Here is a 24,761-nt window from a genome sequence, read left to right on the forward strand (position 1 = left end):
CGCCGGGGGTGCACCGGGGTGCGGCCCGGTGTGCAAACAGGTTGTTGTGGCTCGGCGCCCTGGCGAGGCCGAGGAGGACAATCAGCCGCTGGGGCGCGGCGCAGTGCGGTGGTGGCTCATAACAGCACGGTGCCTTCAATGCAGGTGACGGCGTGTCCGCCCACCCAAAGCTGGTGGTCGTCGTCTTGGCGGATGTGTACACGGCCCGCACGGCCTAGGCATTCACCCTGGGCCACTAGGTAACTGCGGGGGGCCAGGCCATCGGCAATGAGCCACTCGGCCAGGCTGGCGTTGAGGGTGCCGGTGACGGGGTCTTCGGGGTTGCCCATGGGCGCGGCAAAGGCGCGCACCACGGCGCCCGGCTGGCTGGTGTTGCTGGCCGTGGGGCTGACGTGGATCACGCCCACGTCCTGGCCCAGGTCCTTGAGGCGTGCATGGTCGGGGTGCAGGCCCAGCACGGTGTCGGCACTGTCAAGTAACAGACCCAGCCATACAGGCCCGTTGTCCAGCAGCTGTGCCCCCAGAATCTGATGCGGGCGCAGGCCCAGTGCGCTTGCGATCAGTGGCACCAGCGCGGGGCTGGGCGCGCTGCGCTTGAGCGGCGGCGCGGCAAAGGCCAGAGTGCCTTCGGCGTGTGCGATGCGCACCAGGCCCAGCGTGGACTCCTGGATCACCATGCCACTCTGGCCTGGGGTGTTGCCCGCCTGCAGCCAAGCGTGGCAGGTGCCCAGCGTGGGGTGGCCTGCAAAAGGGAGCTCGCCATTGGGGCTGAAGATGCGCAGGCGGTAGTCGGCCCCGGCCGCGCGCCCAGAGTCGGTGGGCGGCATCAGGAAGGTGGTTTCCGACAGGTTGGTCCAGGCGGCAAAGCGGCGCATATCGCTGTCGCTCAGGCCTTCAGCGTCAAGCACCACGGCCACGGGGTTGCCGTAGCCGGGGCGGTCGCTGAACACGTCGATTTGTTTGAAGGGGCGCTGGCGCATGGCAAGGTTCAAGACAGAGGCTGATCCAGCACACCCCGGGCGCCGGGGCGGGTGCTGACCATGTTGTACCACCGCTCCAGGTGTGGCCGCGCAGGGCGATCCTGGGGCAGGCCCCACCAGCGGTGGATTTCGCAGCCCACGGGGATATCGGCCATGGTGAAGCGCACGCCAGCCATGAAAGGCTGGCGTGCCAGGTGGGCGTCCAGCATGGCCATCAGCGGCTCGGTCATCGCGATCGAAGCGGCGATAAGTGCATTGTTGCGTTGCGCGGCGGGTGTACGGATCCACTGCAGGAAGGCATCGCGCCCGGCGGGGTTGAGCGTGGTCTGCTGCCAGTCCATCCACTGTTCAGCGGCAAAGCGTGTGGGCAGGTCTTCGGGGTAGAGGCTTCCGGGCGCATGCCGGGCGCACAGGTAGCGCACGATGGGGTTTGATTCCCACAGCGTCACGCCCGTGTCTTCGTCTTCGATCAGCGGCACCAGGCCGTTGGGGTTGAGGCCCAGAAAGCGCGCCTCGCGCACGATGCCGAACTGGCCGCCCGCATCGGTGCGCTGCAGCGTAATGCCCAGTTCCTGTGCAGCCCATACGACCTTGCGCACGTTGATGGACGACAGGCGGCCCCAGAGCCTCAACATGCCGGATCAGCCCTTGTGCTCGCGAACGGCTGCAGCCAGTGCCGCGATGCCGGTGGCGATCTGCTCGGCGGTGGATGTCACGAACGACAGGCGCAGCGTGCGCGGGTCTGCGTTGTCGGCATAGAAGGCGGCGCCGGGCACAAAGGCTACGTTGCGCTCCACAGCCTGGGGCAGCAGCTCGATGGCACTCATGCCTTCGGGCAGGCGCAACCACAGGAACATGCCGCCATCGGGACGGTTCCACTCGACGCCCAGGCCCGCCATTTCTTTGGTCAATGCGGCCAGCATGGCTTCGCACTGCTGCTTGTACAGCGCGCGGATGGTGGGCACATGGCGGTCCAGGAAGTTGCCCTTCATCACTTCGGCCACCAGGCGCTGGTTGTAGCCGGGCGTGTGCAGGTCGGCCGCTTGCTTGGCTTGCAGCAGCTTGGGATACACAGCCTTGGGCGCCACCACAAAGCCCAGGCGCAGGCCGGGTGCCAGCACCTTGGAGAACGACCCCATGTAGATGCATCCCTCAGGGTTGCGGGCTGTGAGCGGTGCGGGTGGCGGGTTGTCAAACCACAGGTCGCCGTAGGGGTTGTCTTCCACCAGGGGCAGGTTCAGTTCGGCAGCGGCCTTGACCAGCGCGGCACGGCGGGCTTCGGTCATCGTGCGGCCCGTGGGGTTCTGGAAATTGGGCAACACGTACAAAAAGCGTGCCTTGTCGGCGCCCGTGCCCACCTTGGCCTTGAGGTCATCGATGAGCACGCCCTCGTCGTCGCTGGCCACTGCCACCACGTTGGGTTCCATGGGCGTGAAGGCCTGCAGCGCGCCCAGGTAGGTGGGGGTTTCGACCAGCACGCGGCTGTTTTCGTCGATCAGCACCTTGGCGATCAGATCAAGCGCCTGCTGCGAGCCGGTGGTGATCAGGATCTGGTCGGCATCCACGTCCCAGGGCAGGAAGTCGGCAATGGCCTGGCGCAGCGGGCCGTAGCCTTCGCTTGCGGCGTATTGCAGGGCGCCGGGGCCGTCCTGGGCCAGCACGGCGGCAGAGGCTGCGGCAAAGGCCGACACCGGGAAGGTTTTGGGCGAGGGCAGGCCGCCTGCGAGGCTGATGATGCCGGGCTTCTCGGTGACCTTGAGGATTTCTCGGATGACCGAGGGGTTCATGCGCTCGGCGCGGCGCGCCAGGGTCCAGGCGCTGGACTGTGGAAGGTCGTTCAGTTTCATTCTCGTTCTCCTCCGGGTGGTCCCCAAAAGACCACCCACGTTACAAAATCGTCCGAAAAATGCTCAAAGCGGTGCATTTGCCCCGCTGGCACAAAAAACGCATCCCCCGCCTGAAAGCGGTGACGCGTGTCGCCCTGCACGAATTCGCCGTGGCCGCACTGGACGAAATACAGCTCGTCCTGCGTATGGGGCTGTTGCGGGTCATGGCCGCGTGGCGCGTACAGCTCAGTGTGCATGCTGCCATGCGCCATCAGTGCCGCAAAGCGTTCGCCGCCCGGCCCTGGCAACTGCTGCAGTCCTTGTTCTACGGAGGTGTGCATGGCGTTCCTTCAGTCCACCACAAACAGGGTAGCCCCCTGTGGCGCCGTGGACCTATGTGGTTCTGCATTGTCCGCCACCTGGTAGCTCATGCCCGCCGTCAAGGTGAACTGGCGGCCGTCGGCAAGTTCCGTATGCAGCTCGCCGCTCAGGCACAGCAGCACATGACCCTTGGTGCACCAGTGGTCCGACACGTAGCCGGGTGTGTACTCGACCATGCGCACGCGCACTTCGCCAAACTGCTGGGTGCGCCAGAACGCCTGGCCCGCCTGTGCGCTCTTTTCTTCCCGTGGCACGGTCGCCCAGTCTGTGGTGGCAAAGGGAGTGTCGCTCATCTTCATGTGGCGGGTCTTTCTGCGGTGTGGACGGGCATACGCTTGCCCGCAAACACCGTGGCAATCACGGCAACGGCAAACACCAGGGTGACGGCATCCAGGTGTTCCCCCAGCAGCGGTACGGCAAACAGCAGGCTCAAGAAGGGCTGGACGAGTTGGATTTGGCTGACCCGTACGGCGCCCAACGCCAGGGCGCGGTACCAGGCGAAGAAGCCGATCCACATAGAGAACAGGGCCACATACAGGAAGCCCACCCAGCTCATCGCGCCAATGCGGGAGGGCACGACCGGGGCGAACCACCAGGCCACCGGCAGCGTGAGCGGCAGGCAACACACCAGCACCCAGCAGATGACCTGCTCGGCGCCCAGGCGGGGTGTGAGGCGGGCGCCGCCGATGTAGCCCAGGGCGCCTGTGGTCATGGCGATCAGCAGGTAGATGTTGGCCGCGCCCAGGTACAGCCCCCCCGAACGCCACACCATGAACCCCAGCACAAGCCCGCTGCCCAGCACAGCGCAGGCCCAGAAGCCTGCCGATGGCCGCTGCCGATACCACAGCGCGCCCAGCAAGGCGGTGGAAAGCGGCAGCAGGGCAGTGACCACGGCACCATGGGTGCTGGGCACATGTCGCAGTGCCAGTGCCAGAAACAGCGGGAAGCCCACGATGACCCCAAAAGCCGTGATGCCCAGCAGTGGCCACTCAGCCCGGGTGGGAAAGTTCAGGCGCCCCTGCGCGTGTTGCCACCACAGGTATCCGATGGACAGCAGCCCTGCCACGGCTGCACGCCCGAAGGTGACGAACCAGGGGGACAGCTGGGGCGCTTCGGTCGAGCCTACCGCCAGCCGTGTCATGGGCAGTGTCGCGGCAAACAGCGTGACGCCGACCAGGCCCCAGAGCAGGGCTTCTTTTTCCTGAGTGCGGTTCATAGCGTGAGCATCCAGTAGGCGGTGAGTACCAGCACGAGCGCCAGCGCACGGTTGAACCACAGCAGTCGTGCGCCCTGCCCCAGCCACTGGCGCAGCAATGAACCCGCCAAGGCGTACACAAAGTTGCTGGAGAAGGCAAACACCACCATCACGCCACAGATGATGGCCAGGCGTTCGCCCGGGTTGGCAGCGGGCTGCCCGGCGGCGTTGACCACCCAGCCAGCGCTCAGCGTGAGCGCCAGCATCCAGGCCTTGATGTTCACGAACTGCAGGCACACGCCCTGCCAGAAAGTCACGTTCAGGCGCGAGGTGTCGATGGCGGTCATCTGGCCAGCGCGGCTGAGTTTGAAAGCCAGCCAAAGCATGTAGGCCACGCCCAGCAAGGTCACGGCCCAGCGCAGGGCGGGCACGCCGGTGATGAGAGCTCCCAGCCCCAGGCCGCTGCCCAGCATCAGCAGTGTCCAGCCGGCTGGCACGGCCAGGCAAAAGCGCAGTGCGCGCTTGAGGCCCAGGTTGGCGGCCAGGGCGGTGGACAAGGTGGTGTTGGGCCCTGGCGAAAAGCTCATGGCGGTGCAAAACAGCAGCAGGGCAGTGAGTTCGGCAGCGCTCATGGGGTGATTGAAGGAGGTTCTTTGTCGTTTGTGTGGGTTCAATGTAATCTTGCAAACCAATACATCACCAGTACAGTCATTCAGCGCAGTGTTGAATCTGTATTGGTTGCGAAGACAGTACACCGCCCGGGGTCTTGCCATGCTGATGAAATCTTCCACCCAGTCGCTTACCGAGCAGTTGTCGGCCCGGATCTCGGAGCGCATCCGCAACCGCTTGCTTGCGCCGGGTGCGCGCCTGCCATCGGTGCGCCAGTGCGCGCAGCAACATGGGGTGAGTCCCTCCACCGTGGTGGCTGCCTACGACCAGCTGTTGGCGCAGGGGCTGGTGGAAGCGCGCAAGAACCGGGGGTTTTTTGTGCGCGAAAGTGGCCGCGCCGCCAGCGCGACCGAGGGCGATGGCGCCCACCCTGTGGACCCGGCGCTGGAGAATGCCGCCGCCAACTGGAGCACGGCCCACTGGTTTGCCGCGAGGGCCGCAGGGCGCCGAGGGGTGTCACCCGTCAATGCTACGGCGCTCATACGCGGCATGTTCCACAAGGTCAGCGACAAGCCCCAGCCCGGCATGGGCGTGTTTCCCCCGGACTGGCTGGAGTCCACCTTCATGCCTGCAGCCGTGCGCAAGGTGACCAGTTCGCGTGCCCTGCAGGATTTTTCGCTGCAGTACGGCGAACCCCTGGGCGACGCAGGCCTGCGCCGCCTGCTGGCGAAGAAGCTGGCCACGCTCAATGTGCACACCGCGCCCGAGCACATCATCACCACGGTGGGGGCCACGCATGCGCTCGACATCGTGAGCCGCACCCTGCTGCGCCCGGGCGACCCGGTGATGGTGGAGGAGCCCGGTTGGGCGGTCGAGTTTGCGCGCCTGGCCGCTCTGGGCATGCACATCCTGCCTGTGCCACGCCGCGCCGACGGGCCGGACCTGGAAGTCATGGCGAAGTACTGCGAGGTGCACAAGCCCAAGCTCTATGTGAGCGTGAGCGTGTTCCACAACCCCACGGGCTATTGCCTCACGCCGGGCAGTGCACACCGCATCCTGCAACTGGCCAACCAGCACAACTTCCATGTGGTGGAGGACGACACCTACAGCCACATCGCACCCGAGCACGCCACGCGCCTCACCGCACTCGATGGCCTGCAGCGCACCATCTACGTGAGTGGTTTTGCCAAGATCCTCGCGCCCAACTGGCGCATCGGCTATCTGGCTGCGCCGCCCACGCTGGTGGAGCAACTGCTGGACACCAAGCTGCTGGCCACGCTCACCACCCCCGCGCTGCTGGAGAAGGCCCTGGCCCTGTGCATCGAGCAGGGCCAGCTGCGTCGCCATTCCGAGCGCATTCGCACCCGGCTGGATGCAGCGCGTGCGCGCAGCGTCAAGTTGGCGCTGGGCGCAGACTGCAGCTTTGCGGCTGAGCCCGTGGGCCTGTTTGGCTGGGTGGAGACGGGTGTGGACACCGATGCGCTGTCGCAGCGCATGCTGGACGAGGGCTACCTGCTGGCACCCGGTGCCCTGTTCCATGCCGAGCGCAAGCCGAGCACCCTGATGCGCATCAACTTTGCGACCACGCAGGACGCAGCGTTCTGGCAGACATTCCGCCGACTCGTGAAGATCGACTGAGGGTCTCGCAAGGACCGGTGGGGCAGCCTGGGCTTACTCGATGTCTTCGGGCTCGACGGGGGCGGGCGGTTCCACAGGGTCGGGTGGCCGGATGATGTTCTCGTACTCGTAGTCAGGTTCAGGTGTGATCTGCTGGCGGGTCAGGAACACCAAGTCCGCATAGCCGTACTGCACCCCAGACAGGCCCAGGGTGGGCAAGGTGTTGGCATCGCACTGATTGCAGTAGCGGGCGCCTAGAAAATTGAGGGCCGGGTGCAGCTGCGTGCTTTCTCTGTAGTAGTAGCCGTCGCCGGCACCCTGCTGCAGGGTCAGCATGTACTCGCCCCCCTGGGCCAGCCAGACCGGCGCGGTTGGTAGGGTGTAGCTGTATTGCCCCGCCGGGCCGCTGACCTGCAATTGCATCAGCTGCTTCTTTGCGGGCACGTCCCACAGCGTCACCGCGCGGGCCGAGCCCTGGGGCTCATTCTTGCCCAGCGCCACGGCCAGCAGGTCACGTTGCGCCTCAAAGCGGATCCCACGCACCGAGTGCGGGGCTTGTGACACCTTGCCGCCGCCCCGCTGCAGGTTGGCAGAATTTTGTGCTAGGCCGGCAAAGTCGAACACCGTGAGGGTATTGAGCAGTGCTCCGGCATCCGGATTGGTGGCAGCTGCGTTGCCGCGGTACATGTAAAAGCGTGTCACGGCGTTGGCGGCCAGGCGCGGCAGCCGGATCCACACCAGCATGCTGTGTGTGCCAAGGCCCGACTGAACCCAGTAGGGCAGCGGCTGCGTGCCCGCCGTGTCCAGGCCGAAGCGCAGGTCACCCGCGTCCGGGCGCAGCTGGTTCTCGGCCGCCAGGGCGGCTGCGTCGAGTTCCAACACCAGCTGGTAACCGGTGACGTCCTGTGGGCTGCGATTGAACACCCGCACTTCGTCCACGTAACCCCAGCCTGCGGGCTGGGCAGAGGCGGCGCTCATCAGGCCGAGGCCGGTGGCAAGGGCCAGAAGAAGGCCTCGGAGGTGAGGGGCGGAGCGCATGGGAAGGGATTCCTTCATGGTGAGCAAAGCAGTCCATTGAGACAGCATGGACCGAGCCCTATTGTCGCCGACACCGCGCCCTCCGGATCGTCAACAAGCGTCAGCGCCGCTCGACCTCCAGATCAGCCAACACCCGAAGCAGCGCGCGGTTGACCTCTTCCAGGTCGAGCTCATAGGTCTCGCACAGCTGGCGGATAGCGCTTGAGTCGTCGTTCTCCAGCGCGCAGGCCATCAGCAGGCCGCTGGCGTAGGGGCCGGTGTGCAGCACGGTGGCGTCGTAGATGCGCTCGGACAGCGGCAGGCGGCGCAGGATGGTACTCAAGGGCTCGCCAAGTAGTTCGTCCAACTGAGAGAACAGGCCGCACAGGTAGATTTCGCGGCGCAGGTCGTTCTCGATTCCGGCATCCAGTAGCTGGGCAGTGAGCTGGGCGCGGATCAGCATGGCGGCGCGCACGGGCAGCATGTTGGGGTCGGTGCTGGCGTGGGGCAACTGGTCGGAGAGCCAGCGCTTGATGGAGCTGTAGCCCATCATCACCAGGCCCCGGCGCAGCGAGTCGATGCCGGTACGCAGGCCCAAAGCGGCCGAGTTGGTGTAAACCATGAAGCGGTACGCAAGCAGCGGGTCTTCGCCCATGATGTCTTCGAACGTCTCCAGCGACTGTTCGGCATCAATGGCCTTCATAAGCTTGAAGATCACAGCGTGCGACGGCTGCTGCGGATGGTGGCGCATGCTGTAGAGCACGTCTTCGGACGGCCAGCCGGACAGGGCCATGGCATTGCCCAGGTCCAGGCAATGCTCCATGAGGGCACGGCTGGCCACGTTTTCGTACATCTGCCCGGCCAGCACGGGGCTGGCGGCACGGGCGGCGGGTGCGGCCGGGGCGCCGGGGCGCGCCGGGGCTGCCTGCAGGGCCACCAAGGCGTCTTCGGGGCGCAGGGTCAGCAGGCTGTTGTCAAAGCAGCGCGCAATCTCGGGCTCCGGGAGTTTGTTGGCGTCGCCGCGCCACACGAGGCGCAGCCCGCGCTGGTGGGCGGCCTTGACGCGCGAATAGATAGCGGAGTCCGAGAGCCAGTCATCGCGCACCTCGATCCAGGGCGCCCCGCGCGGTGCCGTTTCAAGCAGATCGCACAGCAGCTGGCGGGTTTGGGCAGAAATCAGCAGGGGTGGGGAGCTGGCAGACCATAGCTCCTGCAGGGTGCGCAGTAGGTGGCCGGCATCGATCACTGCCGCTGCCTCGTTGTGCGCATACAGCTGGATTCCCGCCAGCTTGCGGGCCCGGTTCCATAAAGGGCGGTAGCCCAGAATCAGGCTGCCAAGGACAGATTGAACCATGTGCTCTCAGGCGTTGTCTTGTCGTTAGGGGTTGTCTCCCGCCTGGGCTGCGCAGTGTGGGAAGACCCGCTTTAACTGATGAAATTGAACAGCGACAACTTCTGAACCTGGGCATAGGACTTGAGCGCTGCCTCGTAACCTACCTGCTGGTTCTGGAAGTCCGAAATGCCCTGGATCATATCGAGATCCTCGGCGCGCGAGCGGTCGCCTTCGAGCTGGATGGAGCGCTTTTCCTGGTCGCCCGTGATGCGGTCGGCTCGGTTGAGCAACTCACCGGCATAGCTGCGCATGTTGTGCACCCGTTCCAGCCCTATGTCGATGTTGGCCAGCGCCTGCCCCACGGCCTGGATGGCAGCGTTGTTGTTGGAGGCATTGCGGATGCCATTGATCGCGCTGTCCAGCGTGCTGAACATGCTGGCGCTGGGCTGCAGGGTGACGGTGTCGCCGTTGGCTGGGTTGCCCTTGATGTCGAAGGTCAGCCCCGGAATACCCGCGACGGAAATGGTCACTGGCTTGTCACTCGGGTAGTCGGGTACCACCACAGGGGCCGACACGGCGCCGGTGGTCGTGTTGGTGATGGTGTATGTGGCCGTGCTCGTTCCTGGCGTTGCGCCCGGCCCCACGGCGCTGAATGCGATGCTGTAGTTGTTGCCCGTCACCAGGGCCAGGTTGGCGGGGGTGATGGCCGTGGTGGTGAGCTGGCGGCCCACCGGGATGGCGCTCACACCAGCGGTATAGACGCCGTCGCGGTTGGGGTCGAACATGAAGGCAGAGTCGCCATCCAACGCTCCTGGCACGGTCACGCCGCTGCTGGCCGTCTGGCCGGGAAGGCCCTGGAAGCTGTAGTCGGGCGAGCCACCGAGCGGGCCCAGGAATGGCGCCAGCGCGCTGCCCAGCGAACTCAGCAGCGGGATGCCATTGGTGTCTTTTCGATTGGCGACTGCCAGCAGTTGCTCGCGCAGGCCCTGCAACTGGTTGGCTACCGTGACGCGGTCGTTGGGGGTCATGGCTGCGTCACCGGCGCTCACAACCAGTTCACGGAATCTCTGTACCAGGTTCACCGCGTCGCCCAGTGAAGACTCGCCCTGTGTGATGGCGTTGCGCTGGGTTTCCAGCGCCCGCTGCTCGGTCTGGATGCGTGCCAGTCGGTTCAGTGCCCGCTCGGCCTGCGCGGCCGATACGGGGTCGTCGCTGGCCCGCACCACCCGTTTTCCCGAGGTGAGGTTCTCTTGCAGGTTGGACAGGTTGGTCTGCCGAGTGCCCAGATTGCGCAGGGCATTGTCGTACATGTTGGCAGTGCCCAGACGGTAGATGGTATTGCTCATGTCTAGCTCCTAGCGCCTAGATGGCGGTCAGCGGCCCATGCCTTGCAGCAGCGAGTCAAAGATATTCTGCGCAATTTGGATCATTTTGGACGACGCTTGGTAGGCCTGCTGGTATTGAATCAGTCGTGCGGCCTCTTCGTCGAGGTTCACACCCGACACGGCGGTGCGGTCCCGCTCCAGGTTGGTGGCGATGGTGGTCGACATTTGTGCCGCAAACAGGGAACTCTGCGTGCGCGTGCCCACCTGGGCAATGGCACTCGCGTAGCCATCGGAGAGGGTGGATTCGTCAAACATCTTCACATCGCGCAGGCTCATCAGCGCACTGGCGTTGCCTGAGTTGCGGGTGAATGCGTCGCCGTACTGGGGGTCCAGCGCATTGCCAATGACCACCGTGTCCCCCGTCTTGGGGCTTCCCTGCAGCTTGATCTCCCACCCGTTGATGGAAATCGGCACGCCGGATGTGTAAGGCTGTGCTGCGGCCACCACGGTGGGCGGCGCCGTGCCCCGGTTGAGCACATCGTAGGTGGTGGGCGGACCAGCGGTGAATCTCAGTTGCACGCCCCCCAGGATGGGCGGGATGGCTGCAGGGTTTGCATTGGCTGGAAGCACCAGGCCGGGTGGGTTGGGCAAGCCCGTGGCCTTGAGCCCCGCCAGTTGCATGGTGCCTCCGTTTGAGGTGCCCATGGCCGCGTTGATGGGGTTGGCCACAGCCAGATCACGCGGCGAATGCACCAGCGCCTGGATGTTGCTGGCCGCCGTGCTGAACGGCTTGAACAGCATGCGCTCGCCCGGGTTGCCTGGCGTGGTCAGGTTGAAGTTGAGCCCGTCGATCTGCAGGGTGGCCAGGTTGGCGGCATTGGTGAATGGAGTGGCTTTGCCATCAGACAGGCGCACGACCTGGCCCGCCGTGCCGGTGGTGAAGCGGATCTCATAGTCCGAGGCTGCAAACTGCGTGGGGCCGGTGAACGAGACGGAGCCGATGCCGGCCCCATTGGTATAGCCCGGCATGCTGGCGGGCAGCGCAAACAGGTCCTTACCCGGCAGGCCGTCGAGCGTAAGGCCCAGTTTCTGCTGGTCGTTCATGGTCGTGCCAATGGCCATCGCCATGCGGCCAAGCAGGTTGCGTCCTTCCGCCAGATCGTTGTTGTTGAAACGCAGCAGGCCCGAGACCGAGCCGCCGCCCAACACGTTTTCGTCCATCTCGACCGGGGGCGCGCCGGGGCGGTTGAAAAACAGCTTGATCTGGCCGCTTGCGGGGAACTGGGTTGCATCGTCGACCGACAGGCTGGACGCCGTGGTACCCAGCACCAGCGGCTGGCTGCCCGCCACGAACAGACCCACCGTGCCATCGTCGGCCGGTATCTGCGTGGTCTGTACATACTGGTTGATGTTGCGGATGATCTGGTCGCGCTGGTCCAGGAGGTCGTTGGGGCTCTGGCCGTTGCCGTTGGCGCGAGCGATCTGCTCGTTGATGTTCGCCATCTGCTTGGCCAGGCTGTTGATGGTCGTGACGCTGCTTTGCAGCTGCTCGGTGACGGTGTATTGGAGCTCGTTCAGACGGTCAGCGGCCGTGCGCATGCGGGCGGCGGTTTCGTCGATGCGCGTGAGCACGACGGTACGCGCAGTGATGTCGGTCGGGGCGCTCACGACGTCCGAGAACGCGTTCATCATGTCGTTGATGGCAGCGCCAAGCCCGGCGGTTCCGCCGCTGAAGACCTCTTGCAGCTGGCGCAGGCGCTCGGACCGCACGATGTCTGCGGCCTGCGTCGAACCTGCTGCGGCCGACTGGCGCGTGAGCAGCTCGCTCTGGTTGCGCAGGATGGTCTGCACATCCACACCCTGGCCAATGTAGCCGCCTCCCGTGAACTGGCCTTGCACAGTCTGCAGCACCACGGTCTGACGCGAATAGCCGGGTGTATTGACATTGGCGATGTTGTGGCCCGCCGTTTGCAGGGCTACCTGGTTGGCCAGCAGGGCGCGGGCGCCGACGTTGAGGAGACTCATGGTTTACCTCGCGCGCTCAAGCCTGAGCGCGCTGGGCGCGCAGCACGCTGTTGATGGCGCCACTGAGCTTTCTGGCGTAGTCAGGGTCGGTGGCATAACCCGCCTTTTGCAGGGCAGAGGCATAGGCCATGGCCGAGCCGGACTGGGCGACGGACTCGGCCTGCTCGTAGCGCGGGCTTTCCTTGATGAGGCGGGCGTAGTCGCGGAACGAATCCTCGTAGGAGTCGTAGGCGCGGAATTTCGCCGTCACCTTCTGGGCCTTGCCGTTGATGTATTCGGTGGTCGTGATCTCGGCGACCTTGCCCGTCCAGCCCTTGCCGGCCTTGATGCCGAACAGGTTGAACGAGTTCGAGCCATCCCTGTGTTTGATTTCGCTCTTGCCCCAGCCGGTTTCGTGGCCCGCCTGACCCAGCATGAAGCTGGCAGGAATGCCGCTTTCCTGTGCCACGCGTTCGGCGGTGCCGGAGAGATGCTGCACGAAACCGTCGCGGCCCTTGGGTGCCTGGATCGTGGTCTCTGTGGGCGTGTTGCCGCTGGCCCCTGAGGCCGTGGCACGGGGCAGGGTGGACTGCAGGCTCAGTGTGGAGGGCACAGAGAAGGTTGTGTCTGCACCACCCATCTGGCGCGAAAGCTGGCGTGCGATCGCCTCTGACAGGCCGCCCTGCATGCCTGCCATGGTTACCGACAGCTGCTGGTCGAGCAGGTCCTGCCCCAGATTGGCCTGCTCGCCTTCCATGAGGCCGGACTTCATCGTGGCGTCGCGCATGCTCTTGATCAGCTCGCGCATGAACAACGACTCGAACTGCTTGGCCACCTCGCGGGTGGTTTGCGCGTTGTTGGCTGTGCCCGCGTCGTATTTGAGTGTGTTGAGCGAGCGGATGTCTACCGCCAACGCATTCGAGGTGCTGCTGGTGGTGTGGGATGAGGGCAGGGTGAGGGCCATGGTTGCGCCTCCAGGTCAGATCACTTCCAGTTCGGCGTTGAGCGCGCCGGCGGCCTTGATGGCCTGCAGGATGGCCAGCAGGTCGCCCGGCGTGGCCCCCAGGGCGTTGAGCGCCTTGACCACGTCAGCCAGCTGGGGCGATGGCGGCACCTGGATGATGTTGCCCGGCTCCTGGTTGATGCGAATTTCGCTTTTCTGCTCCACCACGGTCTGCCCTTGCGAGAACGGTGCAGGCTGGCTGATGACGGGCGTGGAACTGATGGTGATTGACAGGTTTCCATGCGCGATGGCGCAGGGCCCCAGTGTGACTGCCTGGTTCAGCACCACCGAGCCGGTGCGGGCATTGATGACCACCTTGGCTGCGGGTGTCATGGCATCGATCTGCAGCTCTTCCAAGTCGGCGATGAAGCCCACCCGGGCGCCGGGATCGGTGGGCGCGCGCACCTGCACCGTGCGGCCATCCAGCGCCGTGGCCAGACCGTTGCCAAGTTTGGCGTTGATGGCTTGCACCACTCGGCGCGCTGTCTGGAAGTCGGAGGCGTTCAGGCCCAGGCTGATGGTGTCGCCCTCGTTGAGCGGCGTGGGCACCGAACGCTCGACCTGTGCGCCCATCGGGATACGGCCTGCACTCAGGTGGTTGATCTGGACCTTGCTGCCACCTGCAGCAGCGCCTGCACCGCCCACCACAACGTTGCCCTGGGCCAGCGCATAAATCTCGCCGTCGGCGCCGCGCAGCGGGGTGACGATGAGCGTTCCGCCCTTGAGCGACTTGGCATTGCCCATAGAGGACACGTTCACATCGATCATCTGCCCTGGCTGGGCAAATGGGGGGAGCTGCGCCGTGACGATCACCGCCGCCACGTTCTTGAGCTGCAGCTGCGACGCAGAGCCTGGCGGCAGGCTGATGCCCATCTGCTGCAGGTAGTTCGACATCGCCTGCGTGGTGTAGGGCATCTGCGTCGTCTGGTCGCCCGTGCCATCCAGGCCCACGATCAGGCCATAGCCTGTCAGCTGGTTGGTGCGCACGCCTTGCACAGCCGCCACTTCCTTGATGCGCAGTGCCTGTGCGGGCCCGGCAAAGCCGACGGCCCCCAGGGCCAGCAGCAGCCACAGTGCGCGCGCCATGCGCTGCAGGGGAGTGTGGGACAAGGCTTTCATGGAACCGATTGTGGGCGGCCCCGCCAGAAACTAAAACCCGAAAAGCAGCCGGTTCACCGGCCTATTGCGTGGGTTTCGGAACCGGGGGGAATGCGGTCGGCGGCCTGCAGCGCGCCGTGCAGGTGCCAGGGCTGTTTTGCTGCGGAAAATATAAGAAAAATGGCCGTTGCCGCGCTACCAGTAAGCGTTAATTGCTATTGATAATATAGCATTAAATTGAGGCTGGTACTGCAGCCACAATCGTCCCAAAGCCTGGTGTCCGTCAAAACTGGCGCGGCCCCAGCGCGGGCCGCCGCGCAAGGGCCGCCCCGCCGCGCTGGCGGCGTCCCCCTCCCGCGCAGCGAGAGAGGGGTGAAGGCGCGCAGCGCCTCAGGGGGTGTCACTCTAGAACGGCGTGATGGTGTTGAAGAATCGGTTCATCCAGCCCATGGCCTGGGCCTCGTTCTGGGCGCCCCGGCCTCGCGATTCGACCCGCACATTGGCGACCTGGGTTGAGTTGACGACACTGCCCGGCTGCATCACGCGCGGGTCGATGGTGCCCGAGAAGCGCAGCACGTCCACGTTCTGATTCACGCCGATCTGCTTCTCGCCGGTCACGACCAGGTGGCCGTTGGGCAGCACGTCCACCACCGTGGTGGTGATCGAGCCAGTGAAGGTATTGGCGCTCTCGGTGCCACCCTTGCCGGAGAAGGTGTTTTCGGAACTGGCGCCCAGCTTGGTTTTGTCTGTCAGAGAAGCATTTACGAATGGCAGGTTGGTGATGCCCGCTGTTGCCTTGGATCCACGGTCCACCGTGGAGGAGGACTTCTGGCTGGCTGTAACGTTCTCGACAATCATCACCATCACGTTGTCGCCCACCATGCGCGCTCGGCGGTCTTCGAATGCGGGGCGGTAGCTTGCGTTGTGGAACAGGCTGCCGGTGACTGGTGGCGGTGTGCGCGGCGCGGCGGCGGCAACGGGTGGCGGCGTGGTGGGCAGGATGTCCACGGGCGGCGGCGGCGACAGGGTGGCGCAGCCTGTGGCCAGCAGCGCCAGTGCGGTAGATGCGATCAAGTGCTTCATGGCAATTCCTTCACATCACAGCTGCGACAGCTTGGCCAGCATCTGGTCCGAGGTCTGGATGGCCTTGGAGTTCATCTCGTAGGCGCGCTGGGTCTGAATCATCGTGACCAGCTCTTCCACCACGTTCACGTTCGATGCCTCCAGAAAACCCTGCTTGAGGACGCCCAGGCCGTTGGTGCCGGGTGTGCCCTGCTGGGGCTGGCCCGAGGCGGCGGATTCCTTGAACAAGTTCTGGCCGATGGGCTCCAGGCCCGCCGGGTTGATGAATGAGGCCATTGCCAGATTGCCCAGCGGTTGTGGCTGTGTGTTGCCAGGCACGGTGGCCGACACCACGCCGTCTGCGCTGATGGTCACGCTCGTGGCGTTGGCGGGCACGGTGATGCCGTTGGCCACGGGCAGGCCGCTGGAGTTGACCAGACGGCCCTGGGAATCGACCTGGAATGAGCCGTCACGGGTGTAGCCGATGGTGCCGTCGGGCATGGTCACTTCCAGGAAACCGTTACCGTTGATGGCCACGTCCAGATTGTTCTTGGACTCCTGCAGGCTGCCCTGCACGAAGTTGCGGCTGGTGGCCACGGTGCGCACGCCAAGGCCCAAATGCAGGCCGGTGGGCAGCTGGTTTTGCTCGGTGGTGTTGGCGCCTACCTGCCGCAGGTTCTGGTAGATCAGATCCTCGAACACCGCGTTGTTGCGCTTGTAGCCGGTGGTGGAGACGTTGGCCAGGTTGTGCGAGATGACGTCGAGCTGGGTCTGCTGGGCAGACATGCCGGTCTTGGCGATCCAGAGGGAGTTGATCATGGTGCTTCCTTTTGGCGTTGCAGCGCGCAGCGCGGCTTCAGCCGTTCATGCTCAGCAACTGGCTGGCGGTTTTGTCATTCGTCTCGGCGGACTGCAGCAGGCGCATCTGCTGCTCGAATTGGCGTGCAGCAGCAATCATCCCCACCATGCTTTCCACTGGGTTCACGTTGGAACCCTCCAATGCGCCCGACAGCATGCGGGCGTTGGCGTCGTTGGGCATGGGGTCGCCCGATGTGGTGCGGAACAGACCATCGTCGCCACGCTTGAGCGGGTCTTCTGCAGTGGGCGTGGCGAGTTTCAGGCGGCCAATCGCCTGCGCTGGCTGGCCGCCTGTTTTCGCTGTGATGGTGCCGTCGGACCCCAGCGATACCTCGGCGCCAGGGGGCACATCAATCGGAGCGCCGCCATCGGACAACACCGGTAGCCCGGTGGGCGTGAGCAGCTGGCCGCCCGCCGACACCTCGAAGCTGCCAGCGCGGGTGTAGGCTTCGATGCCATCCAGGCCCTGTACGGCAAACCAGGCATTGCCTGCGGCCATTGCGTCGAGGTTGCGGCCGGTGCGCTGAACGGGACCGGGGGTGTTGACGTAGCCCGAGGTGGCTTCCAAGGCAAACACGCGGGTCTTGGCGCCGTCGCCCTGCAGTGGCACAGATCGGAAGGTGGACATCTCGGCGCGGAACCCGCCTGTGGACGCGTTGGCCAGGTTGTTGGACAGCACGGCTTGCCGGTGGGCGGCGGCGTTTGCGCCCGTCATCGCGGTGTAGATGATGCGGTCCATGGGGGCTCTCCAGCGTGCAGGGTGGGGTCAGTGCAAGGTCAGCGGTCGATCAGCGCAAATTCACCAGGGTGGACATCACCTGGTCTTGCGTCTTGATGGTTTGGGCGTTGGCCTGGTAGGCGCGCTGGGCGGTCATCATGTTGACCAGCTCGGCTGTGAGGTCCACGTTGGAGTCCTCCAGCGCTCCCGAGCGCAGCGAGCCGAAGTTACCGTCGGTTGCGGTGCCCGCCACGGGCTGGCCCGATTCGAACGTGGCCACCCAGTTGTTGCTGCCCACCGAGGCCAGGCCCTGGGTGTTGCGGAAGCTCGACAGCGCCAGCTGGCCTTCGGCACGGGTCACCCCGTTGGAGTAACGGGTCATGATCATCCCGTTGTTCTCGATATTGATGCCGGTGAGTTCGCCCGAGGTGTAGCCGTCCTGGCTCAGGTTGGAAACAGCGAACTTGGTGCCGAACTGAGTCACTTTGTCCAGGCTCACAGCCACCGTGTAGGTAGGAAGGTTGTTGGGGTTGGGGGGCGTCGGATTGACGGTGAGTGGCAGCGAGAAGCCCGTGGCTGGCGGTGTAGCCACCGGGCCGGTAATGGCGCCGTTATTGTCAAACGTGATCTGGCCGATGGGCGTTGCCACCACGGGTGGCACTGCTGTCGGGTCATCCAACCTGTCGTATACGTCCCAGGTGTTGGCCGTGGCGGTTTTCTGGAAGTACAGGCTCACCGGCTTGGCCACGCCCTGGCTGTCGAACACATTGATGGACGTGCCATAGGTTGCGCGTGGTGTGGGTGGAATGGGCGGTGTGGCAGTGGGGTTGCCGGCCGCATTCGTGGCGCGTGCGTCCAGGTTGAACGCTGCAGTGATTTTCGTGGTCTGCTTGGCAGGAATGGGTTCGGCGGTGGGGAACACCATGGGGATGGGGTCGGTGCCGGTGCGCAGGCCTGTCACCGGGTCCACCGGATAGCCCATGACTTTGGCGTTGTCGTTGGTGATCATGTTGCCTTCCTTGTCCAGCTTGAAGTTGCCGGAGCGGGTGTAGGCAGGCGTGCCATCGGGCAGCGTGAGCGTGAAGAAGCCGTTGCCGTTGATGGCCACGTCCAGGCTGTTGCCCGTGATCGTGAGGTTGCCCTGGGTGAACTGCTGTGCAACCGCTGCCACTTCCACGCCGATACCAGCGTTGGAGCCGCCAGCCGAACCGATGGCGGAGGCCACCATCTCTGCGAACTCCGCGCGCGAAGCCTTGAACCCCACGGTGTTGGAGTTGGCAATGTTGTGTCCGATGACGTCGAGGTTCTTGCTGGCGGCATTCAAGCCCGACAGGCCTTGCTGAAAACTCATGGTGTTCTCCTGATAGGGGCTGGGAAAGGGGCGGTTAGACCAGGGCCTTGATCTGGCTGTAGTTGATGGTTTTGCCGTTGGCCAGCGTCAGCTTGAGCTGGCCGTCTTCGGCGCCTGCGGCTGTGACCTTGGACAGGGCCAGGGGTGTGCTCGACAGCTTGGTGGAGCCGTTGACCGCCGTGACACGGAACTGCAGCGCATCGGTGGTGCCTGTGTATTTGCTGGCGTCCCAATCGAAGGTGTGGCGGCCTGCGGCCTTGGCGCCCAGGTCGATGGTGTCCACCACCTGGCCGCCTGCCGTCGTGACCTCGATCTTCACGTTGGTGGCGGCCGAGGGAATCTCGAAGCCGCCCTTGCCCGCCTTGTCGGCCACGGCGAGGCTGGAGCCTTCGGTCATCACGTTGCGTCCGATGAGCGCAGTGCCCTGCATGACCTGCAACGAGTTGAACTGCTCGGACATGCTCTGCATGGTCTGGTTGAGCTGCTGAATGCCGGTCACCGTGTTGATCTGCGCTATTTGCGAGGTCATCTGGGCGTTGTCCAGGGGGTTCATCGGGTCCTGGTTGTTGAGCTGCGCGACGAGCAGCTTCAGGAACCGGTCTTGTGCTGCCGCCGGGTCAGTAGCGGCGTTGGCTTTGGCGCCAGTCGCGTCGGTGACCGTGGGAGCGCTGGTGGCGGAGTTGAGGATCATGGCGTAGTCCGTCCTGAAGTTATTGGCCCATTTGCAGGGTTTTGAGCAGCAGCGACTTGGCTGTGTTCATGACCTCAACGTTGTTCTGGTACGAGCGCGAGGCCGAGATCATGTTGACCATCTCCTCGACCGCATTCACGTTGGAATGCGTGACATAGCCCTGCTCATCGGCTGAGGGGTGGGCGGGGTCGTGCACACGGCGACCGGGCACGTTGCTCTCGCTCATCCCGCTCACGCGTACACCGGCAGCGCTTTCCGCGCCCATATCGGCCGTCTGGAAAATCAACTGGCGGGCCTTGTAGGCCTTGCCGTCGGGGCCTGCGACGGCATCGACGTTGGCCAGGTTGCTGGCCACCACGTTGAGCCGCTGTGACTGCGCGCTGACGGCGCTGCCGGAGACGTTGAAGATGGAGAACATGGACATGGTGTGGCTCGCTTTCTATGCTGCGCTGCTGGCTTACTGCCCCTGGATGGCGCTGAGCATGGTTTTGGCGCCCCCGTTGATGAAGCGCAGCGTGGCCTCATACCGTACGGAGTTGTCCACGAAGTTCGCACGCTCGCGGTCCAGATCCACCGAGTTGTTGTCCAGGCTGGGCTGCGTCTGCACCGCGTAGCCCAAGGCGCCCTGCCGGTCGATGCTGGCAGTGGTGGGCACGGTGGACAAAGGAATGTGGCGCGGGTCGGTGGAGCCCGTCATGCCATGCGATCCGCTGGTGGCAAGGCGTGTGACGCCCGAGCCAGAGCTCGTGCCTGAGCCCGAGGAGCCGATGCCCGTGGCTTCTCGCAGCGCGTCGCCAAACTTGAAGTCGCGTGCCACATAGCCAGGGGTATCGGCATTGGCAATGTTGCTGGCGATGGCGCGCTGACGTTCCGCACGCAGCACCAGGGCGTTGCTGTGGAAATTCAGCTGGTTGGTCATCTTGTCAAGCATGTTTGCCTCACACCATCGGTTGCAAAGTCGCCAGCCCCAGGGGCTTTTTTGGCGTTGCCTGATTATGGAAACTGCGGTCTTTTCCTAAAGCGCGAAGAGCGTGGAAATGGATGGGCAGTTCCGGGTTTTGGGCGGGCGCCGTCTGCCTATAGTTCTTGGTGTGAAATGGCCCCTGCCCCCGATGGGCTGGCCACCCGATGCCCAGGAGGTTCCATGTCCATTCCCCCCCGTTTTTTGCTTTCCCTCCCGGTTGTGTCGGTCCGTTCTCCCGCGCTGCGCCCTGCGGGTGCCGCTTGGCGGGCCCTTTGTCTGGTGGTGCTGGGCACGCTTGCCCTGGGCACCGGTGGCGCTGCCAGCGCCCAGGCAGCGAGTGATCCTTCGGCGGACCTGGGCCCGCTGACGCAGCGCTGGCTGGATGACACCCTGGCGCGCAGCGCGCCCACCGGGTTACCTTTGCGGATGGAAGTGAGCGTTGGCTCACTGGACTCGCGTTTGCGACTGGCGCCTTGCGCGCGCGTGGAGCCCTATTTGCCGGTGGGCTCCCGCTTGTGGGGGCGCACCCGGCTCGGATTGCGCTGTGTAGAGGGACCCACTGCCTGGAATGTGTTCCTGCCGGTCACCATCAAGGCGTTTGGCCCGGCTTGGGTACTGACCGGCAATGTGGCACCCGGTGCCGTCTTGACTGCCAATGACGCCACGGAGGCCGAGGTGGACTGGGCCGCCGAAACTGCGCCAGTGATGGCGAATCCGGACCTCTGGGTGGGGCAGGTGGCTGCACGCCAGCTGGTGGCAGGCCAGGCCCTGCGCCAGACCATGGTGCGGGCCCCCATGCTGTTTCGCGCCGGGGCCCAGGTGAAGGTGGTGGTTCAGGGGCCGGGGTACGCCGTCGCGTCGGCGGGGCAGGCGTTGTCGGCCGGGGCTGTGGGTCAAACTGTGCGCATCCGCATGGAGAATGGGCGCATCGTCAGTGGAATAGTGAACGAAGGCGGAACAGTGGATGTCACTCTTTGATGACGCCCCGGTGATAAATGGCTAAAGTCCGGGTCAAACGGGTCGAAAACATTGCTACTGTGCCCCACATCATGCGGGGTGGTGGAGAGAGCGATGAAGATAGGTCAAAAACCGGAACTCCCGGGCGCATTGCCGCAGACTGGGCTTGCCAAGCAAGCCAAAAGTCCTGCCAGCGCTGCTGAAGGAGCCACCAAAGACGCCTTGGCTGCAGCGTCAACCGCCGGTGTGCCCGTCACGGTCTCCATCGCTGCCCAAAGCCTAAACCCCGCCTCCCGCGTGGCCGGTGATTTTGACGCTGGCAAGGTCAAGGCAGTCCGCGCTGCCATCGAAAAGGGTGAGTTTTCTGTCGATGCCGAAGCCATCGCCGACAAGTTGCTGTCCAACGCCCAGGAGATCCTGACCCGTTCGCGGGGTTGAACCCGCTTTGCAGACTGGCGTGATCCATCGCACAATGCGCCATGTCGCTGGAAGAATCCCTCTCGGCTGTCGAGCAGCTGATCGATAAAGTCACTGCCGCCCTTCTTGCGGCAGACCCCCAATCCCTGGAACAGCATAGTGTGGCCCTGCGTGACGCTGCGGCACTGTTTGCGCGCGCGCTGGAGCAATCCACGGCACTTGGGGTGCCTTTGCCTGCAGCTGTACGAAAGCGGGTGGAAGCCATCAGCGGGATGCTGGTCGTGCAGCGCGACAACTTGGCGCGGCTTTCAGCCGTGACAGACCGCCAGGCGGCGGGCTTGTTGCCTCCCTCTAGTGCAGCACCGACCTATGGTGACGGTCTATCAACACGCGCAGCCAAGCCGGGTGTGGCACGCATCTACCGTTCTGCAGGCTGACTGGGGTATAGGCCCTGACACGGCGCGCCCCGTGAGGCGCGGCGAAAGCGCAAGGTCAATGCGCGCGCATCTTGGCACGAAGGCGGGCAATGGACTGGCTGTGCAACTGGCACACCCGCGATTCCGTGACACCAAGCACCGCTGCAATCTCCTTGAGATTCATGTCGTGCTCGTAGTACATGCCCATGATGTGCTGCTCGCGTTCGGGCAGGCTCTTGATGGCGTTGACCAGTGAGGTCTTGAGGCGCTGGTCGCGCAGCAGCTCGACGGGGTCGGCATCGGCGTCAGCGACATGGCGGTCCAGAAACCCGTCCTCGTCGTCGTTGCCATGGGTCATGTCTTCCAGGTACACCAGCTGGGTGCCCCGGACCTTGCCCAGCAGGTTCTGGTAGTCGGGCAGGCTCATGCCCATTTCGCTGGCAATTTCTGATTCGAGCGGGCTGCGGCCCAGTTTCTGCTCCAGCCGGTGCACGGCGTGCTCGATGTCTTTCTGGCTCTTGCGCGAGCTGCGGCTCATCCAGTCGCCCTCGCGCAGCTCGTCGAGCATGGCGCCCCGGATGCGCTGGGTGGCAAAGGTCTCGAACTGCACGCCCTGGGCGACTTCGTAGCGCGACAGCGCTTCGGCCAGGCCCATCATGCCGACCTGGATCAAGTCATCCAGCTCCACATTGGGCGGCAGCTTGGCGATCATGTGGTGCGCAATTCTCCGTACCAGCGGCACATGCTGGCGGATCATGGCATCGCGATCAAGCTGGCCTTTGGCGGTGTACATCAGATCAACGGCTCCGGAAAAATCAACTCAATGGCTCCGGACAAAATGCGCAGGCATGTCTGCCAAGTTGCTGGCTCGCAGCGCAGTCAGCGATCCGTTCATGGTGCCCGCATTTTCCAGCAGTTGCAAGGCAAGGCGCTGAAGCTCCTGGGGGCTCTGGGTGGCGATAGTGGTGGTTCGAACGGGACCGCCCAGGTGGCGCTCGGCACATGCCTGCAGCGTCATAAGCTGTGACTGGGCCTTGCGGCGCTCGGATGTCGTGTTGCTGTGCAGCAAAGCGGCCACCATGCAGGGTAGCCCGGTGTGCAAGGCGATCTGCTTGAGGCTCTTGTAGCTTGACATCACTCCTGCCGCGCCGCCGCCCATGACCACCAGGGGCACCGTGGCAGTGTGGGTCAGCAATGGACCCAGCGTGGATGCTGGGGCGTGAATCACCATCAGGCCATAGGTCCTGAAGTAGGGCAGCAGGTCCTCCATGGGCGAGCGCGTGGTATCGCCCGCCTTGCGGCTGAGGTGTTGCAGGCCTTTGGCTGCCGGGATCACGGCGAGTGAGGATGCCGTGGCCCCCAGATTCAGCTGCGCGCTGTCGTTCCACGAGGCGTGTTGCAGCAGGTGCAGGAGGCCCGGGCTGCTGTCTGTTTCCAGGGCTGTGCCGTCTAGTACAACGACGGGGTAACCAAGGCGCTGCAGGCTGGCGCAGATTTGCCAGAGCGTTTCGAGCCCGCTCCCGGTATTGCCCTGGCTGACCACAGCCAGCATGCGCAGTTCGGCCTGCGGCGTGAAACTGTGTAGGCCGGTGGCCTGGTGAAAACCAAGATCAAGCATCGACCAGCCCCCCTTCGGTGATGGTGTCGGGGGAGTGCGAAAAGAAGAAGTTCAGGTCAGTGGCCTTGGGGTCGAACGCCGACTTGGCCGGGGCGCGCATCGAGGTGCTGATGAGCTGGTGCGCGTTGGCTCGCTCCCAGTCCTCGGGTACGCGCTGGCCGTTGGTCACGCCGCGCAGCACCATCTGGTGGCGGATCAGTGCATCGATTGCAGGGCCGAGCTTCACGGCCTCATCCACCTTGGACAGGATGGCCTGTTGCGAGCCGTCGGTCTTGAATGCGGTGAGCACGTCATCCAGCGTGTCGCCGTGGCAGCCAGCGTTCAGCACCAGCAGGCGGTTCACGTGAGGCAGGTCCAGCACGTCCAGCATGTCGCGCTTGCGCGGGTCGCGGGGGGCCACGCCGGTGGTGTCAATGAGCACCATTTTTTTCCCCGACAGCAGGCCCAGCAGGTCCTGCAGCGCGGCGCGATCATGTGCCAGGTGGGCCACGATTCCCAGCATGCGGCCATAGGTGCGCAGCTGTTCGTGGGCGCCCACACGGTAGGTGTCGAGCGTGATCAGTCCCACACTGCCGGGGCCGTGAATGCGCGCGCACATGGCGGCCAGCTTGGCCGTGGTGGTGGTCTTGCCGACGCCGGTGGAGCCCACCATGGCGAAGATGCCGCCTTGTTCGTAAAGGGGGGGGTCGGTCTGGTCGGTCTTAAGGTTGCGTTCCAGCACCTCCATCAGCCAGCGCACCGATTCGCCCGCCGACAGGTCTTCGGGCATGCGTTCGAGCACGGCGCGGGCCAGCGACGGTGAGTAGCCCGCGCGGATCATCTTGAGCATCAGGTTGGACTGGATCGGGTTCTGGCGCGCCTGACCTAGCCAGGCCAGTGTGTTGAAGCGGTCTTCGATCAACTCCTTCATGGAGTGCAGTTCGTTCATCAGGCTTTGCTGATTGCTCGACTGGATCAGGTGCGCGCTGGCCGCTTCCTGCCGGCGGCGGGGTGGCTCTGGCGGAATATCCATAGGGATGGTGCGCAGCGGGTTGTGGCGCGCCACTGCCGGGGCAGGCGTGCGTTCGCGCTCCCTTTCAGGTTCCTGGTCGCGGCTGCGCTCCGACAGCGTCGGCGCTTCCACCGCGCCGTGCAGGGCCTCGTGGCGGCGGCGCAGCATGCGCTCGCGCACATAGTCCTGGAACGACAGCGTGCTCATCGCCAGCTGTTCGGTGTCCTCCTCCACCGGGTTGCGACCCAGGCCTGCTGCCGCCGCCTGGCTGGCCAGGCTGGAACGGGCAGGCTGCGTGCTGCTGCGTGGGGCGCTGGGGGCAAGCAGCGG

The 24,761-nt window shown here is 64.7% G+C and carries 27 protein-coding genes; 4 read left to right on the forward strand and 23 right to left on the reverse strand.

Annotated elements, in window-relative coordinates:
• Positions 1-116: 116 nt before the first annotated feature.
• From DBR12_RS00770 to DBR12_RS00800, 7 genes are read right to left on the reverse strand one after another with little or no spacing between them, the layout of a single operon-like run.
• Positions 117-980 carry a PhzF family phenazine biosynthesis protein gene (locus DBR12_RS00770; RefSeq protein ID WP_108615509.1) on the reverse strand — a complete coding sequence of 288 codons (864 nt, stop codon included), beginning with the start codon at positions 978-980 and terminating at the stop codon, positions 117-119.
• A gap of 8 nt (positions 981-988) precedes the next feature.
• Complete coding sequence (locus DBR12_RS00775) at positions 989-1,615, reverse strand: glutathione S-transferase (RefSeq protein WP_108615510.1); 627 nt, start codon at positions 1,613-1,615, stop codon at positions 989-991.
• 6 nt (positions 1,616-1,621) lie between these two features.
• Entirely contained in the window at positions 1,622-2,827 is a 1,206-nt protein-coding gene (locus DBR12_RS00780; RefSeq protein WP_108615511.1) for a PLP-dependent aminotransferase family protein, read from the reverse strand.
• The gene (locus DBR12_RS00785; RefSeq protein WP_108615512.1) at positions 2,824-3,147 is read right to left on the reverse strand and encodes a cupin domain-containing protein; all 324 of its coding nucleotides are present in this window, start codon (positions 3,145-3,147) and stop codon (positions 2,824-2,826) included. Before DBR12_RS00785 ends, DBR12_RS00780 begins: the two co-directional genes overlap by 4 nt.
• A 9-nt stretch (positions 3,148-3,156) precedes the next feature.
• On the reverse strand, positions 3,157-3,486 hold the full coding sequence (locus DBR12_RS00790) for a DHCW motif cupin fold protein (protein ID WP_108615513.1): 330 nt from the start codon (positions 3,484-3,486) through the stop codon (positions 3,157-3,159).
• Positions 3,483-4,403 carry a DMT family transporter gene (locus DBR12_RS00795; RefSeq protein WP_108615514.1) on the reverse strand — a complete coding sequence of 307 codons (921 nt, stop codon included), beginning with the start codon at positions 4,401-4,403 and terminating at the stop codon, positions 3,483-3,485. Before DBR12_RS00795 ends, DBR12_RS00790 begins: the two co-directional genes overlap by 4 nt.
• A complete protein-coding gene (locus tag DBR12_RS00800; protein WP_108615515.1) occupies positions 4,400-5,014 on the reverse strand; it encodes a LysE family translocator in 615 nt (204 codons plus the stop codon). Before DBR12_RS00800 ends, DBR12_RS00795 begins: the two co-directional genes overlap by 4 nt.
• A 139-nt stretch (positions 5,015-5,153) precedes the next feature.
• On the opposite strand from DBR12_RS00800, the gene DBR12_RS00805 reads away from it, so the two are divergent.
• Positions 5,154-6,629 carry a PLP-dependent aminotransferase family protein gene (locus DBR12_RS00805; RefSeq protein WP_108615516.1) on the forward strand — a complete coding sequence of 492 codons (1,476 nt, stop codon included), beginning with the start codon at positions 5,154-5,156 and terminating at the stop codon, positions 6,627-6,629.
• A gap of 33 nt (positions 6,630-6,662) precedes the next feature.
• On the opposite strand, the gene DBR12_RS00810 is transcribed toward DBR12_RS00805, so the two are convergent.
• The 13 genes from DBR12_RS00810 to DBR12_RS00870 form a co-directional block, all read right to left on the reverse strand.
• Positions 6,663-7,646 carry a DUF2341 domain-containing protein gene (locus DBR12_RS00810; RefSeq protein ID WP_158274953.1) on the reverse strand — a complete coding sequence of 328 codons (984 nt, stop codon included), beginning with the start codon at positions 7,644-7,646 and terminating at the stop codon, positions 6,663-6,665.
• Between the two features lie 100 nt (positions 7,647-7,746).
• Positions 7,747-8,979 (reverse strand): HDOD domain-containing protein, encoded by a 1,233-nt coding sequence (locus DBR12_RS00815; protein ID WP_108615518.1) that lies wholly within the window; start codon positions 8,977-8,979, stop codon positions 7,747-7,749.
• A gap of 71 nt (positions 8,980-9,050) precedes the next feature.
• Positions 9,051-10,304 carry a flagellar hook-associated protein FlgL gene (gene flgL, locus DBR12_RS00820; RefSeq protein WP_108615519.1) on the reverse strand — a complete coding sequence of 418 codons (1,254 nt, stop codon included), beginning with the start codon at positions 10,302-10,304 and terminating at the stop codon, positions 9,051-9,053.
• A 27-nt stretch (positions 10,305-10,331) separates the two neighbouring features.
• A complete protein-coding gene (flgK, locus tag DBR12_RS00825) occupies positions 10,332-12,308 on the reverse strand; it encodes a flagellar hook-associated protein FlgK (protein ID WP_108615520.1) in 1,977 nt (658 codons plus the stop codon).
• 16 nt (positions 12,309-12,324) lie between these two features.
• Positions 12,325-13,251, reverse strand: a complete 927-nt coding sequence (gene flgJ, locus DBR12_RS00830) for a flagellar assembly peptidoglycan hydrolase FlgJ (protein WP_108615521.1) — start codon at positions 13,249-13,251, stop codon at positions 12,325-12,327.
• A 15-nt stretch (positions 13,252-13,266) separates the two neighbouring features.
• Entirely contained in the window at positions 13,267-14,409 is a 1,143-nt protein-coding gene (locus DBR12_RS00835) for a flagellar basal body P-ring protein FlgI (protein WP_108615522.1), read from the reverse strand.
• Between the two features lie 384 nt (positions 14,410-14,793).
• The gene (locus DBR12_RS00840) at positions 14,794-15,471 is read right to left on the reverse strand and encodes a flagellar basal body L-ring protein FlgH (RefSeq protein WP_108615523.1); all 678 of its coding nucleotides are present in this window, start codon (positions 15,469-15,471) and stop codon (positions 14,794-14,796) included.
• A 15-nt stretch (positions 15,472-15,486) separates the two neighbouring features.
• Complete coding sequence (gene flgG / locus DBR12_RS00845; RefSeq protein ID WP_108615524.1) at positions 15,487-16,269, reverse strand: flagellar basal-body rod protein FlgG; 783 nt, start codon at positions 16,267-16,269, stop codon at positions 15,487-15,489.
• A 37-nt stretch (positions 16,270-16,306) separates the two neighbouring features.
• Positions 16,307-17,047, reverse strand: coding sequence for a flagellar basal-body rod protein FlgF (gene flgF, locus DBR12_RS00850; RefSeq protein ID WP_108615525.1), 741 nt, complete (start codon positions 17,045-17,047; stop codon positions 16,307-16,309).
• Between the two features lie 49 nt (positions 17,048-17,096).
• Entirely contained in the window at positions 17,097-18,377 is a 1,281-nt protein-coding gene (gene flgE / locus DBR12_RS00855) for a flagellar hook protein FlgE (RefSeq protein WP_108615526.1), read from the reverse strand.
• Between the two features lie 34 nt (positions 18,378-18,411).
• Positions 18,412-19,068 (reverse strand): flagellar hook assembly protein FlgD, encoded by a 657-nt coding sequence (locus tag DBR12_RS00860; RefSeq protein ID WP_108615527.1) that lies wholly within the window; start codon positions 19,066-19,068, stop codon positions 18,412-18,414.
• Positions 19,069-19,087: 19 nt separating this feature from the next.
• Positions 19,088-19,492 (reverse strand): flagellar basal body rod protein FlgC, encoded by a 405-nt coding sequence (flgC, locus tag DBR12_RS00865; protein WP_108615528.1) that lies wholly within the window; start codon positions 19,490-19,492, stop codon positions 19,088-19,090.
• A 33-nt stretch (positions 19,493-19,525) separates the two neighbouring features.
• Complete coding sequence (locus DBR12_RS00870; protein WP_108615529.1) at positions 19,526-19,999, reverse strand: flagellar basal body protein; 474 nt, start codon at positions 19,997-19,999, stop codon at positions 19,526-19,528.
• Between the two features lie 213 nt (positions 20,000-20,212).
• Between DBR12_RS00870 and flgA the strand changes: the two genes are divergently transcribed.
• From flgA to DBR12_RS00885, 3 genes are all read left to right on the forward strand, one after another.
• Positions 20,213-21,010, forward strand: a complete 798-nt coding sequence (flgA, locus tag DBR12_RS00875; RefSeq protein ID WP_108615530.1) for a flagellar basal body P-ring formation chaperone FlgA — start codon at positions 20,213-20,215, stop codon at positions 21,008-21,010.
• 93 nt (positions 21,011-21,103) lie between these two features.
• The gene (flgM, locus tag DBR12_RS00880) at positions 21,104-21,427 is read left to right on the forward strand and encodes a flagellar biosynthesis anti-sigma factor FlgM (protein ID WP_108615531.1); all 324 of its coding nucleotides are present in this window, start codon (positions 21,104-21,106) and stop codon (positions 21,425-21,427) included.
• A gap of 41 nt (positions 21,428-21,468) precedes the next feature.
• Complete coding sequence (locus DBR12_RS00885; protein ID WP_108615532.1) at positions 21,469-21,843, forward strand: hypothetical protein; 375 nt, start codon at positions 21,469-21,471, stop codon at positions 21,841-21,843.
• Between the two features lie 55 nt (positions 21,844-21,898).
• Here the strand turns inward: DBR12_RS00885 and DBR12_RS00890 are convergent, their stop codons facing one another.
• From DBR12_RS00890 to flhF, 3 genes are all read right to left on the reverse strand, one after another.
• Positions 21,899-22,615, reverse strand: coding sequence for an RNA polymerase sigma factor FliA (locus tag DBR12_RS00890; protein WP_063461640.1), 717 nt, complete (start codon positions 22,613-22,615; stop codon positions 21,899-21,901).
• 27 nt (positions 22,616-22,642) lie between these two features.
• Positions 22,643-23,440, reverse strand: coding sequence for a hypothetical protein (locus DBR12_RS00895; RefSeq protein WP_108615533.1), 798 nt, complete (start codon positions 23,438-23,440; stop codon positions 22,643-22,645).
• The coding region (gene flhF, locus DBR12_RS00900) for a flagellar biosynthesis protein FlhF (protein WP_199226598.1) at positions 23,433-24,761 on the reverse strand (1,329 nt) is incomplete at its 5' end. The genes DBR12_RS00895 and flhF, both read right to left, overlap by 8 nt.

Source organism: Acidovorax sp. HMWF029 (genome assembly GCF_003060895.1).
Taxonomy (GTDB): domain Bacteria; phylum Pseudomonadota; class Gammaproteobacteria; order Burkholderiales; family Burkholderiaceae_C; genus Acidovorax.

Coding starts and splice junctions, on each gene's coding strand:
- flgJ (WP_108615521.1), bottom strand. CDS start 13,251: ATGGCCCTCACCCTGCCCTCATCCCACACCACCAGCAGCACCTCGAAT.
- DBR12_RS00870 (WP_108615529.1), bottom strand. CDS start 19,999: ATGCTTGACAAGATGACCAACCAGCTGAATTTCCACAGCAACGCCCTG.
- DBR12_RS00890 (WP_063461640.1), bottom strand. CDS start 22,615: ATGTACACCGCCAAAGGCCAGCTTGATCGCGATGCCATGATCCGCCAG.
- DBR12_RS00800 (WP_108615515.1), bottom strand. CDS start 5,014: ATGAGCGCTGCCGAACTCACTGCCCTGCTGCTGTTTTGCACCGCCATG.
- flgC (WP_108615528.1), bottom strand. CDS start 19,492: ATGTCCATGTTCTCCATCTTCAACGTCTCCGGCAGCGCCGTCAGCGCG.
- DBR12_RS00795 (WP_108615514.1), bottom strand. CDS start 4,403: ATGAACCGCACTCAGGAAAAAGAAGCCCTGCTCTGGGGCCTGGTCGGC.
- DBR12_RS00895 (WP_108615533.1), bottom strand. CDS start 23,440: ATGCTTGATCTTGGTTTTCACCAGGCCACCGGCCTACACAGTTTCACG.
- flgE (WP_108615526.1), bottom strand. CDS start 18,377: ATGAGTTTTCAGCAAGGCCTGTCGGGCTTGAATGCCGCCAGCAAGAAC.
- flgG (WP_108615524.1), bottom strand. CDS start 16,269: ATGATCAACTCCCTCTGGATCGCCAAGACCGGCATGTCTGCCCAGCAG.
- flgM (WP_108615531.1), top strand. CDS start 21,104: ATGAAGATAGGTCAAAAACCGGAACTCCCGGGCGCATTGCCGCAGACT.
- DBR12_RS00785 (WP_108615512.1), bottom strand. CDS start 3,147: ATGCACACCTCCGTAGAACAAGGACTGCAGCAGTTGCCAGGGCCGGGC.
- flgF (WP_108615525.1), bottom strand. CDS start 17,047: ATGGACCGCATCATCTACACCGCGATGACGGGCGCAAACGCCGCCGCC.
- flgA (WP_108615530.1), top strand. CDS start 20,213: ATGTCCATTCCCCCCCGTTTTTTGCTTTCCCTCCCGGTTGTGTCGGTC.
- flgK (WP_108615520.1), bottom strand. CDS start 12,308: ATGAGTCTCCTCAACGTCGGCGCCCGCGCCCTGCTGGCCAACCAGGTA.
- DBR12_RS00860 (WP_108615527.1), bottom strand. CDS start 19,068: ATGATCCTCAACTCCGCCACCAGCGCTCCCACGGTCACCGACGCGACT.
- DBR12_RS00840 (WP_108615523.1), bottom strand. CDS start 15,471: ATGAAGCACTTGATCGCATCTACCGCACTGGCGCTGCTGGCCACAGGC.
- DBR12_RS00815 (WP_108615518.1), bottom strand. CDS start 8,979: ATGGTTCAATCTGTCCTTGGCAGCCTGATTCTGGGCTACCGCCCTTTA.
- DBR12_RS00805 (WP_108615516.1), top strand. CDS start 5,154: ATGCTGATGAAATCTTCCACCCAGTCGCTTACCGAGCAGTTGTCGGCC.
- DBR12_RS00770 (WP_108615509.1), bottom strand. CDS start 980: ATGCGCCAGCGCCCCTTCAAACAAATCGACGTGTTCAGCGACCGCCCC.
- DBR12_RS00835 (WP_108615522.1), bottom strand. CDS start 14,409: ATGAAAGCCTTGTCCCACACTCCCCTGCAGCGCATGGCGCGCGCACTG.
- DBR12_RS00810 (WP_158274953.1), bottom strand. CDS start 7,646: ATGCGCTCCGCCCCTCACCTCCGAGGCCTTCTTCTGGCCCTTGCCACC.
- DBR12_RS00885 (WP_108615532.1), top strand. CDS start 21,469: ATGTCGCTGGAAGAATCCCTCTCGGCTGTCGAGCAGCTGATCGATAAA.
- flgL (WP_108615519.1), bottom strand. CDS start 10,304: ATGAGCAATACCATCTACCGTCTGGGCACTGCCAACATGTACGACAAT.
- DBR12_RS00780 (WP_108615511.1), bottom strand. CDS start 2,827: ATGAAACTGAACGACCTTCCACAGTCCAGCGCCTGGACCCTGGCGCGC.
- DBR12_RS00790 (WP_108615513.1), bottom strand. CDS start 3,486: ATGAAGATGAGCGACACTCCCTTTGCCACCACAGACTGGGCGACCGTG.
- DBR12_RS00775 (WP_108615510.1), bottom strand. CDS start 1,615: ATGTTGAGGCTCTGGGGCCGCCTGTCGTCCATCAACGTGCGCAAGGTC.